This window comes from Pseudomonas fluorescens (genome assembly GCF_000968015.1).
GTDB classification, from domain to species: Bacteria; Pseudomonadota; Gammaproteobacteria; order Pseudomonadales; family Pseudomonadaceae; genus Aquipseudomonas; species Aquipseudomonas fluorescens_W.
Genome location: NZ_LACH01000001.1, coordinates 156,934 through 174,153, shown reverse-complemented (window position 1 = coordinate 174,153; position 17,220 = coordinate 156,934). Strand labels below are relative to the sequence as shown.

The following is a 17,220-nucleotide window of genomic DNA, read 5'->3' as shown; positions in this document are numbered from 1 at the left end:
TTACCCCCTCGAGGTGCACCTTTCATGAGTGCATCGCCCACCCCCGCCAGCGGCCAGGTCCGCATGAATCCGCCGGTGTTTTACTTCTCGGCGACGTTTATTTTGCTGTTCGGCATCATCGTCATCGCCATGCCTGAACAGGCCGGCGCCTGGCTTCTGCAAGCGCAAAACTGGGCGGCCAACACGGTCGGCTGGTACTACATGCTCGCGATGACTCTGTATCTGGTCTTCGTGGTGGTCACCGCCTTGTCCGGCTACGGCAAGATCAAGCTCGGTGCCGACCACGACGAACCCGAATTCAGTTACCTGTCCTGGGCCGGCATGCTGTTCGCCGCTGGCATCAGCATCACGCTGTTCTTCTTTTGCGTGTCCGAACCGCTGACCCATTTGGCGCAACCACCACAAGGCGAAGCCGGCACGGCGGATGCGGCGCGTCAGGCGATGCAGATTCTGTTTCTGCACTGGGGCCTGCACGGCTGGGGCGTGTTCGCCTTTGTCGGCATGGCGCTGGCCTACTTCGCTTATCGACATAATCTGCCGCTGGCCCTGCGTTCGGCGCTCTATCCGCTGATCGGCAAGCGCATCAACGGCCCCATTGGTTACGCGGTGGACGGCTTCGGCATCATCGCCACGGTGTTCGGCCTCGGTGCCGACATGGGCTTTGGCGTGTTGCACCTCAACTCGGGTCTGGACTACCTGTTCGGCATCGCCCACACCCAGTGGATTCAGGTCGGCCTGATCACGCTGATGATGGGCGCGGCGATCATCGTCGCGGTGTCTGGCGTCGATAAAGGCGTACGCGTGATGTCCGACATCAACATGCTGCTGGCCTGCGCGCTGCTGCTGTTCGTATTGTTTGCCGGCCCGACCCAGCACCTGCTCAACACCCTGATCCAGAACATCGGCGACTACCTCGGCGCCTTGCCGATGAAGAGTTTCGACCTGTACGCCTACGACAAACCGAGCGACTGGCTGGGCGGTTGGACGGTGTTCTACTGGGCCTGGTGGATTGCATGGTCGCCGTTCGTGGGCCTGTTCATCGCACGGATCTCCCGTGGCCGGACCATCCGCGAATTCGTCTTCGGCGTGCTGTTGATTCCGCTCGGTTTCACCCTGGCGTGGATGTCGATCTTTGGCAACAGCGCCATCGATCAAGTCCTCAATCACGGCATGAGCGCGCTCGGCATGTCGGCCATCGATAACCCATCGATGACCCTTTACCTGCTGCTGGAAACCTACCCGTGGAGCAAAACCGTCATCGCGGTCACAGTGTTCATCAGCTTCGTGTTCTTCGTGACGTCTGCTGACTCTGGCACGGTGGTGCTGTCGACACTTTCCGCCAAGGGCGGCAATCCCGATGAAGACGGGCCGAAATGGCTGAGAGTGTTCTGGGGCGCAATGACTGCTTTGGTGACCAGTGCGCTGCTGTTCTCCGGCAGTATCGATGCGCTGAAGTCCGCGGTGGTGCTGACCTCGTTGCCGTTCTCGATGATCTTGCTGTTGATGATGTGGGGGCTGCACAAGGCGTTCTACCTGGAGTCGCAGAAGCAGATCGCGCAGCTGCATTCCCTGGCGCCGGTGTCCGGATCGCGGCGTGGCGGCTGGCGTCAACGCCTGAGTCAGGCCGTGCATTTCCCGTCACGGGATGAGGTCTATCGTTTCCTCGATACGACGGTGCGTCCGGCAATTGAAGAGGTCTCGGCGGTGTTCGTCGAGAAGGGTTTGAACGTGGTCACTCAGCCTGACCCAGCCAATGACAACGTCAGCCTGGAAATCGGTCATGGCGAGGAGCATCCGTTCATATATCAGGTGCAGATGCGCGGCTACTTCACGCCGTCCTTCGCCCGTGGCGGCATGGGTTCCAAGGAACTCAATAACCGTCGTTACTACCGGGCCGAAGTGCATTTGAGCGAGGGCAGTCAGGACTACGATCTGGTGGGTTACACCAAGGACCAGATCATCAACGACATCCTTGATCAGTACGAGCGGCACCTGCAGTTTTTGCATTTGGTGCGTTGATCGAGAACCGGTGGCACCGGGCCTTTTTCAGGTCTCGGCGCTCAACACCATGAACAGCACCAGTGCCGCCACCGGCACACTGAACACCACCGTGCCGATCATCAGTTCCGAACCCAGCGACTGTCCGGCAGTGACCATACCAACGGCGCCGTTGATCAGCGTCAGCGCCAGCCACAGGACCACGAAGCTGTAGGTCAGCGTCTGTTGGCTGAAGCCGATTTTGTCGCCGATGAACAACATCAACGCCAGCAGGATCAGGCCGAAGGTGATGATGATGGTGGTGTGCATGGTGCGTTCCGCCCTTTAGATGTGTGCTGCCTGTATAGCCGCCTTCGCGAGCAGGCTCGCTCCCACAGGGTTCTCGGTTGCTCACAAAATTTTGTTCAAAGGAGATCCCCTGTGGGAGCGAGCCTGCTCGCGATTGGGGTCACTGCGGTATCAGTTTGAGCATAGTTAAACCAGCCCACCATTGACCCGCAGAATCTGTCCGTTGACCCAAGCCGAATCCGGTCCCACTAGAAACGACACCACGCGGGCAATATCCTCCGGCTGACCTAAACGCTCCAGTGGAGCCATCTTGGCGAAGGTCTGAATCTGCTCTTCACTCTTGCCGTGCAGGAACAGGTCGGTAGCCACCGGGCCGGGGGCGACGGCGTTGACGGTGATGTTTCGCCCGCGCATTTCCTTGGCGAACACCTGGGTCAGGGATTCCACCGCCGCTTTGCTGGCGATGTACACCGCGTAGCCCGGCAGGTTCATGCCGACGGTGCTGCTGGAGAAGTTGATGATCCGCCCGCCAGTGTTCAGGCGGGTGGCGGCTTCACGCAGGGTGTTGAACGTGCCGCGAGCGTGGATGTTGAAGGTCTGGTCGAACAGCTCATCCGTGTGCTGCGCCAGCGGCATCACTTTGAGAATGCCGGCGTTGTTCACCAGCACATCGACCTTGCCCAGTTGCATTTCGGTCTCGTCGAACATCCGGCGTACGTCGTCGGCGTTCGCTACATCCGCCTTGATCGCTATGGCCTGGTGGCCGGCCTGACGCAATTCGACTACCAGTTTTGAAGCTTCGGCGGCACTGCTGGCGTAGTTGATGGCGACGGCGAAACCTTGTTTGGCCAGTTGTTTGGCGATCACTGCGCCGATGCCGCGGGAGGCGCCGGTCACGATGGCAACTTTCGAAGTTTGAGTAGTCATGGCGGTGATTCCTTTGAAGTGGATGGCTTGGGGTAAAGCCAGATTCACATGTTTACTCAGGCGGATAAATGCACGAGAGTTGCCTTGACTGTTCAATAATCGCCAACAATCAACCGCCAGGAGACCCGTGTGGATCAAGTCAAAGCGATGAAGGTTTTCGTGCGGATCTACGAGCGCAGCAGCTTCACGCTGGCTGCCGATGACCTGAACCTGCCGCGGGCGACGCTGACCCACACGCTGAATCAATTCGAAGCCTGGCTCGGTACGCGTTTACTGGAGCGAAGCACTCGTAAAGTGCGGCCCACACTGGATGGCGAGGCGTATTACCTGCGTTGCGTGCAGCTGCTGGCGGAACTGGAAGAAGCTGAACTGGCGTTTCGCGGGGTGGCACCGAAAGGGCGGTTACGCGTCGATCTTCACGGCACGCTGGCCAAGCACTTCGTCATCCCGGCGTTGCCGCAGTTCATGGCGCGCTACCCGGATATCGAGTTGTCCATCAGCGAGGCCGACCGCTTTGTCGACCTGATCGCCGAAGGCGTCGACTGCGTGCTGCGCGCCGGCACCTTGGGCGACTCCGCGCTGATCGGCCGCCGCGTCGCCACCCTGCGCCAAATCACCTGCGCCAGCCCCGCGTACCTGCGCAAATACGGCGAACCGAAAAGCCTCGACGACCTGAAACATCATCGTGCCGTGAACTACGTTTCGCGCACGACTGCCAAGTTATTTCCCTTCGAATTCATGGTTGATGGCGAACTGAAGGAAGTGGCTATCGATGGCGCGCTCTCAGTGTTCGGCGCGGAAATTTATGCGGCGTCGGCGATTGCCGGGCTGGGCCTGATCCAGTGTCCGCATTACCGAATGGAAACGCAGATTTCCCAGGGCTTGGTGCAGGAAGTCCTGATCGACACGCCACCACCGCCGATGCCGGTTTCGGTGTTGTATCCGCACAACCGACACATGTCGCCACGGGTTCGGGTGTTTGTGGATTGGCTGGGGGAAGTGTTTGCGGATGCTCGGTAGCCGCTGGTCCAAAGATCGTTCCCACGCTCTGCTTGGGAATGCCGCCGGGGACGCTCCGCGTTCCGCTTCTATTGGTGCTGCGTTTTTGCCTATAGTTCGCCGCATCAACTTGCTGGAAGAGGGACTTACCGAAATGAAATTCCCGGTCGTTCTGCACAAGGATGCCGACTCAGAATACGGAGTAATTATCCCGGACGTGCCGGGTTGCTTCTCCGCGGGCGGTACTGTGGCGCAGGCATTTGAAAACGTGAAGGAAGCGTTGTCGTTGCACTACGAAGGCTTGGTGGCCGATGGCGATCCGCTGCCGCAGGTGCATGAGATCGACGCTCATCTTGATAACCCTGATTACGCGGGCGGCGTGTGGGGGGTGGTCGAATTTGATATCACGCCTTACTTCGGAAAGTCGGTGCGCTTCAATGCCACATTGCCTGAGCAGTTGCTTGAGCGTATCGATCAAACAGTCAGGCGGGATCAGCGGTACAGCTCAAGGTCTGGCTTTTTGGCTGCCGCTGCCCTGCGTGAGTTGTCGGCGTAAATGTTGATCGCTCCTACGCAGAGCGTGGCAGCGATCAACTGGCGACTAAGATGAAATATGTGAAGCGTTTCAGCATTTTCTCGAGTCCGAGGTTTATCGGCGTTTGCCTGGGCGTATGCTGGGCAACTTGCGAAGCAGTCGATACCAACTTCAAGACAGACAAGAGAGGATTCGATGACCTACACCGCTGCCGAAAACCGCTACGACTCCATCCCTTATCGCCGCGTGGGGCGCAGCGGGCTGGTGCTGCCGGCACTGTCTCTGGGCCTGTGGCACAACTTCGGCGACAGCACGCCGATCGATACCCAGCGTTCGTTGCTGCGTACCGCGTTTGATCTCGGCATCAACCATTTCGACCTGGCCAACAACTACGGTCCCCCGTATGGCAGCGCCGAGATCAATTTCGGTCGTTTGCTGCGTGAAGACTTCAAGCAGTATCGCGACGAGCTGATTATCTCCAGCAAGGCCGGTTGGGACATGTGGGCCGGCCCTTATGGCCAGGGCGGCGGTTCGCGCAAATACGTGCTGGCCAGCCTTGATCAGAGCCTGCAGCGCCTTGGCCTGGACTACGTGGACATCTTCTATTCCCACCGCTTCGACCCGGACACGCCGCTGGAAGAAACCGCCAGCGCACTGGCCACCGCCGTGCAACAGGGCAAGGCGTTGTACATCGGTATCTCTTCCTACTCGGGCGTTAAAACCCGTGAAATGGCCGCGCTGCTGAAAGAGTGGAAAGTCCCGTTGCTGATTCACCAACCGGCTTACAACCTGCTCAATCGTTGGGTGGAAAAAGACCTGCTGGATACGACGGACGAGCTCGGTACGGGCGTGATTGCGTTCACGCCACTGGCTCAGGGGTTGTTGACCGACAAGTACCTCAACGGTGTGCCGGCGGACGCGCGGGTCAATCGTCCGGGAGGTGGTTCGTTGCAGGCGGCGCACCTGTCCGAAGCTAACATCGCTCATGTGCGTGCGCTGAATGAGATCGCCAAGCGTCGTGGTCAGAGCCTGGCGCAGCTGGCATTGGCCTGGACGTTACGCGATCCACGGGTGACGTCGGCGCTGATCGGTGCGAGCCGGCCGGAGCAGATTATCGAGAATGTCGGGGCGTTGAAGAATTTGAGCTTTAGCTCGGAGGAATTGGCGGAGATTGACCGGTTTGCCCAAGAGGGCGGGGTTAATCTTTGGGAAAAGCCTTCGACGGCTGAGTAATCGTCGGGCACCAAGAGTTTGGTGACTACCAGACCGCTATCGCGAGCAAGCTCGCTGCCACAGGGTTTGTGTTCGACGCAAATCCCCTGTGGGAGCGAGCTTGCTCGCGAAGGCGCCAGAACAAACAGTAGAGAAGTCAGGATTTACCGGAAAAACGGCACATCCCCCAATACCGTCGCCCGCTGCATCACCCGCCGCGCCGGCCGGTAATCATCCACGGCGTAATGCTGTGTCACGCGGTTATCCCAAAACGCCACGTCGTCCTTCTGCCAACGCCAGCGAATGGTAAATTCCGGCCGTGTCGCGTGGGCAAACAGAAACTTCAGAATCACCTCGCTTTCGGTTTCCGACAGCTCATTGATCTTCGACGTGAAGCCTTCATTGACGAACAACGACCGGCGTCCGCTCACCGGATGAGTGCGAATCACCGGGTGTGACAGCGGCGGGTTTTTCCTGCGCGCTTCTTCCCACTGGGCCAAGGCTTCTGGCGTGTTGCCATAGCGCTCCAGCGGGAACGAACGAGTGAAATCGTGGGTGGCCGTCAGTCCTTCGAGCAAGTTTTTCATCGGCGCCGAAAGTGCTTCATACGCCGCGATACCGCTGGCCCACAGCGTGTCGCCACCAAATTCCGGCAACAACTTGGCGCTGAGCACCGCGCCCAGGGCCGGGGTCGGCAGGAAGGTCACGTCGGTGTGCCAGATCGCGTTGTCGCGCACATCGGTGACGGCAGTGTCGAGGATCAGCACTTCGGGTTGTTCCGGCACATTCGGGTAGATCGGGTGAATGTGCAGGTCGCCGAAATTGGCGGCGAAACGTGCCTGCTGCTGCGGTGTGATCGGCTGATCGCGGAAGAACAACACTTGATGCTCGAGCAGCGCCTGCTCGATGGCGTCGCGCTGTTTCAGGCTCAGCGGCTGGCTGATGTCGACGCCGCTGATGTGTGCGCCGAGGGCGTAGCTTAAGGGGACGATGGTCAGGTTGCTCATGGTCTTTCTCTTCGAATTCGGGGGTAGAGCTTTTGTAGGAGTGAGCCTGCTCGCGATAGCGCAGTGTCGGGCGACATGGCTGTGGCTGATGCACCGCCATCGCCGGCAAGCCGGTCTCGCTCCCACAGGGTTTTTCCCATGATGATTTTTCAGTGAGCCTGGCCATGCCACGGCACCAGTTTGCGTTGCAGGGCGCGCAAGCCCATTTCCATGGCGAAGGCGATCAGCGCGATCACCAGAATCCCCAGCACCACCACATCGGTGACCAGGAACTGCGCGGCCGACTGCACCATGAAACCCAAACCACTGGTGGCGGCGATCAATTCGGCGGCGACCAGCGTCGACCAACCCACACCCAGGCCAATCCGCACACCCGTCAGAATGTCCGGCAACGCGCTCGGCAGAATCACGTGGCGAATCAACTGCGCCCGGGTCGCGCCCAAGGACTGCGCAGCACGCAGTTTGGCCGGGTCGACGGTACGCACGCCGGTCGCCGTAGCGATGGCGATTGGGGCGAAGATCGCGAGGTAGATCAGCAAGACTTTCGACAGCTCACCGATGCCGCACCAGATCACGATCAGCGGCAGATAAGCCAGCGGTGGAATAGGGCGGTAGAACTCGATCAGCGGATCGAGAATGCCGCGGGCAATACGGTTGTGGCCGATGGCGATGCCGACCGGCACGGCGGTCAGCACCGCGAAGCCCAGGCCCAGACCGATTCGGCTGAGACTCGCGCCCAGGTGCTGCCACAACGTTGAATCCATGTAGCCGGTGGTCACCAGCAGCCAGCCTTTTTGCAGCACGGCGGAGGGTGGCGGCAGGAACAGCGGTTCGATCATTCCAGTGGCGGTGACAGCCCACCAGATAACCACGAGTGCGACCAGCGTCAGCAGACTGATCCAGCGAGTACTGAGGGTGCGTCGAACAGGAATCACCGTCGAGTGCGGTTTGACCGTGACGGCCGGAATCTCATAGCTGCTCATACGGTCTCCTGCCGCAGGGCGGCACTGCGTTGGGAGAACACTTTGGCGAGCACGTGTTCGCGGGTTTCGATAAAGCGCGGGTCGGACTTGATCGATCGAGCCGACTCCCCGGCGGCGTAACGCTGACCGAAGTCCAGGCTCAGGCGTTCGACGATTTGCCCAGGATTCGGCGCCAGCAGAATCAGGTCCGTGGCGAGAAACACCGCTTCTTCGATGTCGTGAGTAATCAGAAATACCGGTTTTGCGGTGCGCTGCCAGACTTGCAACAGCAACTCCTGCATCTGTTCGCGGGTGAAGGCATCGAGGGCGCCGAAGGGTTCGTCCATCAGCAAAACGCGCGGGTCAGCAGCGAGGGCGCGGGCCAGACCGACACGTTGCTTCTGGCCGCCCGAGAGTTGCCAGATTCGGCGGTTTTCGAAACCGGAAAGGTCCACCAAAGCGAGCATTTCCCGAGCGCGCAGTTCACGATTTTCCCGCGCAATGCCGGCCAGTTCCAGACCGAAGCCGACATTGGCCAGCACGTCCTGCCAAGGCAGCAGCGCATCGTCCTGGAACACCACGCCGCGTTCGGCGCTCGGGCCTTTGACCGGCACGCCATCGAGAGTGATGCGTCCGGCGCTGGGCTCGACGAAACCGGCAATCAAGTTCAACAGCGAGGTTTTGCCACTGCCGGACGGGCCGAGAGCGACCAGCAACTGCTGGGGCCCAAGACTCAGGGAAATATCCGCCAGTACCGGTTCGGCGGCGCCGGGGTACTGTGCGCTGATGCGCTCCAGCTGAAGCAAAGCCATCGCGGTTAACTCCGATCAGTTGGTGATGTATTTGGCGCTGACGTAGGGGGCGTAGTCCGGCAGCACGGCTTCAACCTTGCCTTGTTCTTTCAGGAACGCGGCGGTGTCGGTGATGGCCTTGGTGGTCGGCGCGCCGAGGGTGATCACCTGATCAGCCGCCAGCGGGAAGACGTTGCCTTGCAGCAGCAATGGAATGTCGCTGGCCTTGGCGCCCGAGAGTTTCACCAGCTTGTCGACGTTGGATTGGTTGGCGAGCCAGGCTTTCGGGTCTTTGCGGTAGTCGGCGTAGGCATCCAGGGTCACTTTGGCGAACGCGGTGACGATTTCCGGGTGCTTCTCGGCGAAGTCTTTACGCACGATCCAGGCATCGAAGGTCGGCGCGCCGAACTTGGCCAGTTCACCGGAGGTGATCAGCACTTTGCCGTTTTCCTTGGCGACACCGAGGGCTGGGTCCCACACGTAAGTGGCGTCGATATCTCCGCGCTTCCACGCAGCAATGATGGCTGGCGGGGCAAGGTTGAGGACGGTGACTTTCGATGGATCGATGTTCCAGTGCTTCAGCGCGGCCAACAGGCTGTAGTGGCCGGTGGACACGAACGGCACGGCGATTTTCTTGCCGATCAGGTCTTGTGGGGTTTTGATCCCGGAACCATCGCGAGCCACCAGGGCTTCAGCAGCGCCGATCTGCGTGGCGATGAGGAAGGTTTCTACCGGGACTTTACGAGTGATTGCCGCCGTCAGGGGGCTGGAACCGAGGTAACCGATCTGCACGTCGCCGGAAGCGATGGCGGCGATGATGTCGGCGCCGTTGTCGAATTTGCGCCAATCGATCTTGGCGTTGGTGGCTTTTTCGTACGCGCCGTCGGCCTGGGCGACTTTCGCCGGGTCCACGGTGGTCTGGTAGGCGACGGTGACGTCAGCCGCTTGGGCAAAGAAACTCACCGCAGCCAGAGACGCGGCCGCCAGCAGGCGAAGGGGGGAAGTCAGTTTCATTGAGAAGCTCCTTGTCAGGCGACCGAGAGTCGGCGTGAAAAGGAGACTAAATGATATAAGAATCAGAAAATAAATAACTTTTTCGAATGAGCTTATGAGCGGAAAATTCTAAAGGATCAAAAGATCGCAGCCTGCGGCAGCTCCTACAAAGGTAGCGTGCGAATTCGAAATTGCGTGGTGCGGGCAAAAAAAATCGCAACCCTGGCACCGTCCCGTAGGAGCTGCCGAAGGCTGCGATCTTTTGACAGGCGCCGCTTAGTTGCTGATTGCCAAAATACTAGCCTGATACGACCCGACAAACACATCGAAATCGCCGACTTCGTCCTGCTCCAGCTCAATCTGCTCGGCCAGCGACGAACGCGCCCGGTCTTCAAATTTCGCCTGGTCTTCGCTGGAAAGCGGCTCGCTGCGGAAAAACTCCGCATGTGCCTGGCTCTGACGCAGGGAGAACTGAGCAAAGCTCTCCTTGTGCTCAGCCATCGCCGCCAGCACCTGGGCCGATGGCGTCAGCGACGGGTCCTTGACCTTGGCCAGCTGCGCATCCAGCGCCTTGCTATGGGCATCGCCGCCATGACTCTGATCCAGTATCGCCGCCAGCGGTGCAATCTTCTCCAGCAACTCGCTGGCCCACTCTTTCAGGTCCACCGGATGACCGTCGCGTTGCAGTTGCAGGCCCGGACGACGACCTTCCTTGACCACGCTGAGGAAGTTCGAGGTCGCGTTGCCGCACGAGGTATTGGTCAGCAGCGGGCTGTCGTTCAGCGCGCAATACAGCAGGAATGCGTCGAGGAACCGCGACTCCGGCAGATCGATGCCCATTGGCAGGAACGGGTTGATGTCCAGGCAACGCACTTCAACGTACTGAATGCCACGGGCCACCAGCGCCTGAATCGGCCGTTCGCCGGTGTAGGTCACGCGTTTCGGGCGGATGTTGGAGTAGTACTCGTTTTCGATCTGCAGGATGTTGGTGTTGAGCTGAACCCACTCACCGTCCTGATGCGTGCCGATTTCGACATACGGCGCGTAAGGCGTTGCGACCGCTTTACGCAGGCTGTCGGTGTAGCTGGCCAGATCGTTGTAGCAAGGCGTCAGACCGGCCTGGGCGTTGCTCTGGTAACCCAGGTCACTCATGCGCAGGCTGGTGGCGTACGGCAGGTATAAGGTGTCCGGATCCAGTTGTTCCAACTGGTGCGAACGACCGCGCAGGAAACCGGCGTCCAGCGCAGGCGAAGAACCGAACAGGTACATCAGCAGCCAGCTGTAGCGGCGGAAGTTACGGATCAGTGCGATGTAGGCCGACGACTGATAGTCGCGGTCGGTGCCGACAAAGCCTTCAGCCTCTTTAAGCAGCGGCCAGAGCTTTTCCGGCAGGGAAAAGTTGTAGTGAATCCCGGCGATGCACTGCATGGTTTTGCCGTAGCGCAGGGCCAGGCCCTTGCGGTAGACGTACTTGAGCTGACCGATGTTGGAGGTGCCGTAATAGGCGATCGGGATGTCTTCCTCGGCCGGCAACGGGCACGGCATCGATGGACTCCACAGAAACTCGTTGCCGAGCTTGCTGTAGGCAAAGCGGTGGATCTTGTCCAGGCTCGCCAGCGTATCCGCCGGGTCGGGCAGGGCGGGCGTGATGAACTCCAACAGCGACTCGGAATAGTCGGTGGTGATTTGTTCGTTGGTCAGCGCGGAACCCAATTCTTCCGGGTGCGGCGTTTGCGCCAGGCGACCTTCGCCGGTCACGCGCAGGCATTCACGTTCGATGCCGTGAAGGCACTGTTCGAGCAGAGAGAGGTTAGCGCGCTCGCCGAGCAGAGCCAGGCGGCGGTTGAGAAGTTCGCTCAAGTTGGATTCCTTCACGCGTCAGTCGCCCCAATATGGGGGTGGGCAAGACGGTCTACAAGGGTGAAGTTGAAACTGGCGTTTTCGCCTGGTTTTTGAGCTGCAAAAACTACTGGCAGCCGGCAAAGGATCGGCCGCCGCAATCACCTGTAGGAGTGAGCCTGCTCGCGATTGCGGTGTGTCAGACGACTAAACGTTGGCTGACACTCCCTAATCGCGAGCAGGCTCACTCCTACAGAGGATTTCGGCGCTACGGTCACAGCGCCGAAATTAACTCAAATTGATGGCATTCATCTATAGGACAGCGAAGGTGCCTTGTGCTTTTGCGACGAGTTTGTCGCCTTGCATCACGTCGGCTTCGACCACCAGCGTGCGCCGGCCCGGGTGAATCACCCGCGCCGTGCACATCACTTCACCGTCTGCGACGGCGCGAATGTAATTGATCTTGCACTCGATGGTCGCGCTCTGCTGGTCAAAACCATGGGTGCTGGAACAGGCCAGCCCCATGGCAATGTCCACCAGACTGAACAAGGCCCCGCCGTGCAGCTTGCCGCCGCGATTGCGCAGTTCTGGTGCAAGCCCGAGGGCGACTTGCGCCACCCCGGTCTCCAGACTGTGCAAGCGACACCCCAGCAACTTGAAAAAAGCGCTTTCGGTCAGCCCGGCCGGGATGTCCATCAGCGTTTCTTCAACTGCTTGGCGTTGGCGAACAGCGAAGCCATGGCGTTGTTGGTCGGAGCCGCCGCCGTGGTTTCTTTACGCGGTGCGGTGTTCTGGGACTGGCGTGGCGCCGAACCCGGACGTGCACCACGAGCCCCATCGATTTTCTCACCAGGGGTGTCGCTCATGCGCATCGACAGGCCAACGCGTTTGCGCGGGATGTCGACTTCCATGACCTTCACTTTCACCACGTCCCCAGCCTTCACCGCTTCACGCGGATCCTTGATGAACTTCTCCGAAAGCGCAGAGATGTGCACCAAACCGTCTTGATGCACGCCGATGTCGACGAACGCGCCGAAGTTGGTCACGTTGGTCACCACGCCTTCGAGGATCATGCCCAGTTGCAGGTCCTTGAGGTCTTCGACGCCTTCCTGGAACTCGGCGGTCTTGAACTCGGGACGTGGATCGCGGCCAGGTTTTTCCAGCTCTTGCAGGATGTCGGTGACCGTTGGCAGACCGAAGGTTTCGTCGGTGTACTTTTTCGGATCAAGACGCTTGAGGAAGCTGGCGTCGCCGATCAGCGAGCGGATGTCGCGGTCGGTCTCAGCGGCGATGCGTTGGACCAGCGGATAGGCTTCCGGGTGAACCGCGGACGAATCCAGCGGGTTGTCACCGTTCATGACGCGCAGGAAGCCAGCGGCCTGTTCGAAGGTTTTCTCACCCAAACGAGCGACTTTCTTCAACGCCGCACGGGTTTTGAACGCGCCGTGCTCGTCGCGGTGGCTGACGATGTTCTGCGCCAGGGTCGCGTTGAGGCCGGAGATGCGGGCCAGCAGCGCCACGGAGGCGGTGTTCACGTCGACGCCCACGGCGTTCACGCAGTCTTCGACCACCGCGTCCAGGCCGCGCGCCAGTTTCAGCTGCGACACGTCGTGCTGGTACTGGCCGACGCCGATGGATTTCGGGTCGATCTTCACCAGCTCAGCCAGTGGATCCTGCAGGCGACGGGCAATCGACACCGCGCCACGGATCGACACGTCGAGGTCCGGGAATTCCTTCGAGGCCAGTTCCGACGCGGAGTAAACCGATGCACCGGCCTCGGAGACCATGACTTTGGTCATCTTCATGGCTGGGTATTTTTTGATCAGTTCAGCCGCCAGTTTGTCGGTTTCGCGGCTGGCGGTGCCGTTGCCGATGGCGATCAGGTCCACTGCATGCTTGGCGCACAGGGCAGCCAGAATCGCGATGGTCTGGTCCCATTTGTTGTGCGGCACGTGCGGGTAAACCGTGGCGTGATCCAGCAGTTTGCCGGTGGAATCGACCACGGCCACCTTGCAACCGGTGCGCAGGCCCGGGTCGAGGCCCAATGTGGCACGCGGGCCTGCCGGCGCCGACAGCAGCAAGTCGTGCAGGTTGTGAGCGAACACGTTGATTGCTTCGGTTTCCGCGCCATCGCGCAGTTCGCCCAGCAGGTCGGTTTCGAGGTGGGTGTAGAGCTTGACCTTCCAGGTCCAGCGCACCACTTCGCCCAGCCATTTGTCGGCGGCGCGGTTCTGGTTCTGAATGCCGAATTGCTGACCGATCATGCCTTCGCACGGGTGCATGGTGCCCGGTAGTTCGTCGCCGACTTTCAGCGCAGAACTCAGAATGCCTTCGTTGCGACCACGGAAAATCGCCAGCGCGCGGTGCGACGGCATGCTTTTCAGCGGTTCGTCGTGTTCGAAGTAGTCGCGGAACTTGGCGCCTTCCTCTACTTTGCCGGCGATGACGCGGGCACTCAGAGTCGCTTCCTGCTTGAGGTAGCTGCGCAGCTTGTCCAGCAGGCCGGCGTCTTCGGCGAAGCGTTCCATCAGGATGTATTTGGCGCCTTCGAGGGCCGCCTTCACATCGGCGACGCCTTTCTCGGCATCGACAAAGCGCGCGGCTTCAGCGTCTGGCGTCAGGGTCGGGTCGTTGAACAGGCCGTCGGCCAGCTCGCCGAGGCCGGCTTCCAGGGCGATCTGGCCCTTGGTGCGGCGCTTCTGCTTGTACGGCAGGTACAAGTCTTCGAGGCGGGTTTTGGTGTCGGCGAGCTTAATGTCGCGTTCAAGTTGCGGGGTCAGCTTGCCTTGTTCCTGGATGCTGGCAAGGATGCTGATACGCCGTTCGTCGAGTTCTCGCAGGTAGCGCAGACGCTCTTCCAGATGACGCAACTGGATGTCATCGAGGCTGCCGGTCACTTCTTTCCGGTAACGGGCGATGAAGGGAACGGTAGAGCCTTCATCGAGTAGCGCGACGGCCGCTTCGACCTGTTGTGGGCGGACGCCGAGTTCCTCGGCGATGCGGCTGTTGATGCTGTCCATAAAACCACCTGACAAATTGTGAAAGCAGGCTCGCAGGCGCAGAGATAAGGGCTCGGCGAGTCTGGTTGAGCGGCCTGGCCTGCGCCGCTACCTGGGTCAACAGGTATCCCGTTGACCCGTGAAATCGAACAATTACTGCCTGCGCCATGAAAATAAAAAACGGCCACCTACAGTAATGATCAGACGTTGCCTGACACAAAAGGCCGCGCATTATAACCAGCGTTCCGTCATTCGGGGGCATCGCAGGCTGTAGGCAGAAAGGCCGGATTTCTGGCGATCAAGGAAAAATCTGCTAACAATGCACACGGTGCGTATAACGGCAGCTACGCCATAATGCGCGCCGAGATCAAAGGAGCATCTAATGAGCAGCACTGCAAACATTGCTGAAGGCGAAAAAATTCTTATTGTTGACGACGATCCAGGGCTGAGCAGCCTGCTGGAACGTTTTTTCGTCAGCAAGGGCTACCGCGCTCGCGCCGTACCGAACACTGAGCAAATGGATCGCCTGTTGGCGCGCGAAGTGTTCAACCTGGTCGTCCTCGACCTGATGCTGCCCGGCGAAGACGGCTTGACCGCTTGCCGCCGCCTGCGCACCGCGAACAATCAGATCCCGATCATCATGCTCACCGCCAAGGGCGATGAGCTGAGCCGCATCAAGGGCCTCGAACTGGGCGCCGACGATTACCTGGCCAAGCCGTTCAACCCGGACGAGCTGATGGCGCGTGTCAAAGCCGTCCTGCGTCGTCAGTCAGCTCCGGTGCCGGGCGCTCCGGGCAGCGAAGACGAAAGCGTGACCTTCGGTGACTACGAACTGTCCCTGGCGACCCGCGAACTCAAGCGCGGCGACGAAGTGCACATGCTCACCACCGGTGAGTTTGCGGTGCTCAAGGCGTTGGTCATGAACGCCCGTCAGCCACTGACCCGCGACAAGCTGATGAATCTGGCCCGTGGCCGCGAGTGGGACGCTCTGGAGCGCTCCATCGACGTACAGATTTCCCGTCTGCGCCGGATGATCGAGCCCGATCCGTCCAAACCGCGTTACATCCAGACAGTCTGGGGCGTGGGTTACGTGTTCGTTCCGGATGGCGCCGCCACCAAGTGATCGGTGATTTGTAGGAGCGGGTCTTGCGGGCAACGGGTCAGATGACCTTGCTCGCAGACTCGCGATCCGCAATATGCGAGCATCGCTCGCTCCTGCAAGTGTGTAGCGGTTATCCATGAAAACCCCCGTTTGGTTTCCCCAGAGTTTCTTCTCCCGCACCCTTTGGCTGGTGCTTATCGTCGTCCTGTTCTCCAAGGCGCTGACCCTGGTTTATCTGTTGATGAACGAAGACGTGCTGGTGGACCGCCAATACAGCCACGGCGTCGCCCTGACGCTACGCGCCTATTGGGCGGCCGATGAAGAAAACCGCACAAAGATTGCCGATGCCGCGACCCTGATCCGGGTAGTGGGTGCTGGCGTGCCGGAAGGTGAGCAACACTGGCCTTACAGCGAGATCTATCAGCGGCAAATGCAGGCGGAGCTGGGGGCCGACACCGAAGTCCGATTGCGAATGCACTCGCCGCCAGCCTTGTGGGTTCGGGCGCCAAGCCTGGGTGATGGCTGGCTGAAAGTGCCGCTTTACCCGCATCCGTTGCGCGGCCAGAAAATCTGGAATGTGCTCGGCTGGTTCCTCGCTATCGGCTTGCTGTCCACCGCCTCGGCGTGGATCTTCGTCAGCCAGCTCAATCAACCGTTGAAGCGTCTGGTCTATGCCGCGAGGCAACTCGGCCAGGGCCGCAGTGTGCGTCTGCCGATCAGCGACACGCCGAGTGAAATGACCGAGGTTTACCGCGCCTTCAACCAGATGGCCGAAGACGTCGAACAGGCGGGGCGTGAGCGCGAGTTGATGCTTGCCGGGGTGTCGCACGACTTGCGCACGCCACTGACCCGGTTACGGCTATCTCTGGAGCTCATGGGCGACCGCAGCGACCTGACGGACGACATGGTCCGCGATATCGAAGACATGGACGCGATTCTCGACCAGTTCCTGGCGTTCATTCGCGATGGTCGCGACGAGTCGGTGGAAGAGGTGGACCTGAGCGATCTGGTGCGCGAAGTCGCGGCGCCGTACAACCAGAACGAAGAGAAAGTGCGCCTGCGCCTGGAGCCGATTCAGCCGTTTCCGTTGCGTCGGGTGTCAATGAAGCGGCTGCTGAACAACCTGATTGGCAACGCCTTGCATCACGCGGGCAGCGGGGTTGAGGTGGCGGCTTATGTGTCCGGGGATACCAGCGCACCGTATGTGGTGCTGAGTGTCATGGACCGTGGGGCGGGGATTGATCCGTCGGAGCTGGAGGCGATCTTCAATCCGTTTACTCGGGGTGACCGTGCCCGTGGCGGGAAGGGGACCGGGTTGGGCCTGGCGATCGTGAAGCGGATTGCTTCGATGCATGGCGGGAATGTTGAGCTGCGTAATCGGTCTGGTGGCGGGCTGGAAGCGCGGGTGCGATTGCCGCTTGGACTGATGTTGCCTAGAGACGCGGTGTAGCCAAGAGCCACCCCTCACCCCAGCCCTCTCCCCAGTGGGGAGAGGGGGAAAGGGAGCCGATCTCGGTTGTTTTCAAAACCTGAGCTCAACTCGATTTTTCAGGTCGATGTAGCTCGAA

At 60.2% G+C, this 17,220-nt stretch carries 15 protein-coding genes; 6 read left to right on the top strand and 9 right to left on the bottom strand.

What is annotated here, in order from left to right; all coding sequences use genetic code 11:
• The first annotated feature begins 63 nt into the window (after positions 1–63).
• Positions 64–2,019, top strand: coding sequence for a choline transporter BetT (gene betT / locus VD17_RS00795; protein WP_185753082.1), 1,956 nt, complete (start codon positions 64–66; stop codon positions 2,017–2,019).
• 27 nt (positions 2,020–2,046) lie between these two features.
• Here betT and VD17_RS00790 read toward each other — a convergent pair whose 3' ends face one another.
• Positions 2,047–2,307 (bottom strand): hypothetical protein, encoded by a 261-nt coding sequence (locus VD17_RS00790; protein ID WP_046052252.1) that lies wholly within the window; start codon positions 2,305–2,307, stop codon positions 2,047–2,049.
• Positions 2,308–2,472: 165 nt separating this feature from the next.
• Positions 2,473–3,213: an SDR family oxidoreductase gene (locus VD17_RS00785; RefSeq protein WP_046052251.1), complete on the bottom strand. Its 741-nt coding sequence runs from the start codon at positions 3,211–3,213 to the stop codon at positions 2,473–2,475.
• A gap of 129 nt (positions 3,214–3,342) precedes the next feature.
• Here VD17_RS00785 and VD17_RS00780 point away from each other — a divergent pair, with 129 nt between their 5' ends.
• The 3 genes from VD17_RS00780 to mgrA all read left to right on the top strand — a co-directional run bounded on the left by VD17_RS00780 (position 3,343) and on the right by mgrA (position 5,980).
• The gene (locus tag VD17_RS00780) at positions 3,343–4,233 is read left to right on the top strand and encodes a LysR family transcriptional regulator (RefSeq protein WP_046052250.1); all 891 of its coding nucleotides are present in this window, start codon (positions 3,343–3,345) and stop codon (positions 4,231–4,233) included.
• A 133-nt stretch (positions 4,234–4,366) separates the two neighbouring features.
• A complete protein-coding gene (locus VD17_RS00775) occupies positions 4,367–4,768 on the top strand; it encodes a type II toxin-antitoxin system HicB family antitoxin (RefSeq protein WP_033058464.1) in 402 nt (133 codons plus the stop codon).
• Between the two features lie 174 nt (positions 4,769–4,942).
• Positions 4,943–5,980, top strand: a complete 1,038-nt coding sequence (mgrA, locus tag VD17_RS00770) for an L-glyceraldehyde 3-phosphate reductase (protein WP_046052249.1) — start codon at positions 4,943–4,945, stop codon at positions 5,978–5,980.
• Between the two features lie 143 nt (positions 5,981–6,123).
• On the opposite strand, the gene tauD is transcribed toward mgrA, so the two are convergent.
• The 7 genes from tauD to VD17_RS00735 form a co-directional block, all read right to left on the bottom strand.
• Complete coding sequence (gene tauD / locus VD17_RS00765; protein WP_046052248.1) at positions 6,124–6,966, bottom strand: taurine dioxygenase; 843 nt, start codon at positions 6,964–6,966, stop codon at positions 6,124–6,126.
• 149 nt (positions 6,967–7,115) lie between these two features.
• Positions 7,116–7,949, bottom strand: a complete 834-nt coding sequence (gene tauC / locus VD17_RS00760) for a taurine ABC transporter permease TauC (RefSeq protein WP_046052247.1) — start codon at positions 7,947–7,949, stop codon at positions 7,116–7,118.
• Positions 7,946–8,740, bottom strand: coding sequence for a taurine ABC transporter ATP-binding subunit (gene tauB, locus VD17_RS00755; protein WP_046052246.1), 795 nt, complete (start codon positions 8,738–8,740; stop codon positions 7,946–7,948). Before tauB ends, tauC begins: the two co-directional genes overlap by 4 nt.
• A gap of 15 nt (positions 8,741–8,755) precedes the next feature.
• Positions 8,756–9,733, bottom strand: a complete 978-nt coding sequence (gene tauA / locus VD17_RS00750) for a taurine ABC transporter substrate-binding protein (protein ID WP_046052245.1) — start codon at positions 9,731–9,733, stop codon at positions 8,756–8,758.
• A 255-nt stretch (positions 9,734–9,988) separates the two neighbouring features.
• On the bottom strand, positions 9,989–11,572 hold the full coding sequence (gshA, locus tag VD17_RS00745) for a glutamate--cysteine ligase (RefSeq protein ID WP_046052244.1): 1,584 nt from the start codon (positions 11,570–11,572) through the stop codon (positions 9,989–9,991).
• 291 nt (positions 11,573–11,863) lie between these two features.
• Complete coding sequence (locus VD17_RS00740; protein ID WP_008149280.1) at positions 11,864–12,247, bottom strand: PaaI family thioesterase; 384 nt, start codon at positions 12,245–12,247, stop codon at positions 11,864–11,866.
• Positions 12,247–14,571, bottom strand: coding sequence for a Tex family protein (locus VD17_RS00735; RefSeq protein ID WP_046052243.1), 2,325 nt, complete (start codon positions 14,569–14,571; stop codon positions 12,247–12,249). Before VD17_RS00735 ends, VD17_RS00740 begins: the two co-directional genes overlap by 1 nt.
• Before the next feature lie 361 nt (positions 14,572–14,932).
• On the opposite strand from VD17_RS00735, the gene ompR reads away from it, so the two are divergent.
• Together ompR and VD17_RS00725 are read left to right on the top strand one after the other, a co-directional pair.
• Positions 14,933–15,673, top strand: coding sequence for an osmolarity response regulator transcription factor OmpR (ompR, locus tag VD17_RS00730; RefSeq protein ID WP_008149284.1), 741 nt, complete (start codon positions 14,933–14,935; stop codon positions 15,671–15,673).
• Positions 15,674–15,788: 115 nt separating this feature from the next.
• Positions 15,789–17,102, top strand: a complete 1,314-nt coding sequence (locus VD17_RS00725; RefSeq protein ID WP_046052242.1) for an ATP-binding protein — start codon at positions 15,789–15,791, stop codon at positions 17,100–17,102.
• Positions 17,103–17,220 lie beyond the last annotated feature (118 nt).

Bases quoted from the DNA above. Each gene is read 5' to 3' on its own strand.
- VD17_RS00735 (WP_046052243.1), bottom strand. From the start codon at position 14,571: ATGGACAGCATCAACAGCCGCATCGCCGAGGAACTCGGCGTCCGCCCA.
- VD17_RS00725 (WP_046052242.1), top strand. From the start codon at position 15,789: ATGAAAACCCCCGTTTGGTTTCCCCAGAGTTTCTTCTCCCGCACCCTT.
- tauC (WP_046052247.1), bottom strand. From the start codon at position 7,949: ATGAGCAGCTATGAGATTCCGGCCGTCACGGTCAAACCGCACTCGACG.
- mgrA (WP_046052249.1), top strand. From the start codon at position 4,943: ATGACCTACACCGCTGCCGAAAACCGCTACGACTCCATCCCTTATCGC.
- VD17_RS00785 (WP_046052251.1), bottom strand. From the start codon at position 3,213: ATGACTACTCAAACTTCGAAAGTTGCCATCGTGACCGGCGCCTCCCGC.
- ompR (WP_008149284.1), top strand. From the start codon at position 14,933: ATGAGCAGCACTGCAAACATTGCTGAAGGCGAAAAAATTCTTATTGTT.
- VD17_RS00775 (WP_033058464.1), top strand. From the start codon at position 4,367: ATGAAATTCCCGGTCGTTCTGCACAAGGATGCCGACTCAGAATACGGA.
- betT (WP_185753082.1), top strand. From the start codon at position 64: ATGAATCCGCCGGTGTTTTACTTCTCGGCGACGTTTATTTTGCTGTTC.
- VD17_RS00740 (WP_008149280.1), bottom strand. From the start codon at position 12,247: ATGGACATCCCGGCCGGGCTGACCGAAAGCGCTTTTTTCAAGTTGCTG.
- VD17_RS00790 (WP_046052252.1), bottom strand. From the start codon at position 2,307: ATGCACACCACCATCATCATCACCTTCGGCCTGATCCTGCTGGCGTTG.
- tauA (WP_046052245.1), bottom strand. From the start codon at position 9,733: ATGAAACTGACTTCCCCCCTTCGCCTGCTGGCGGCCGCGTCTCTGGCT.
- tauD (WP_046052248.1), bottom strand. From the start codon at position 6,966: ATGAGCAACCTGACCATCGTCCCCTTAAGCTACGCCCTCGGCGCACAC.
- tauB (WP_046052246.1), bottom strand. From the start codon at position 8,740: ATGGCTTTGCTTCAGCTGGAGCGCATCAGCGCACAGTACCCCGGCGCC.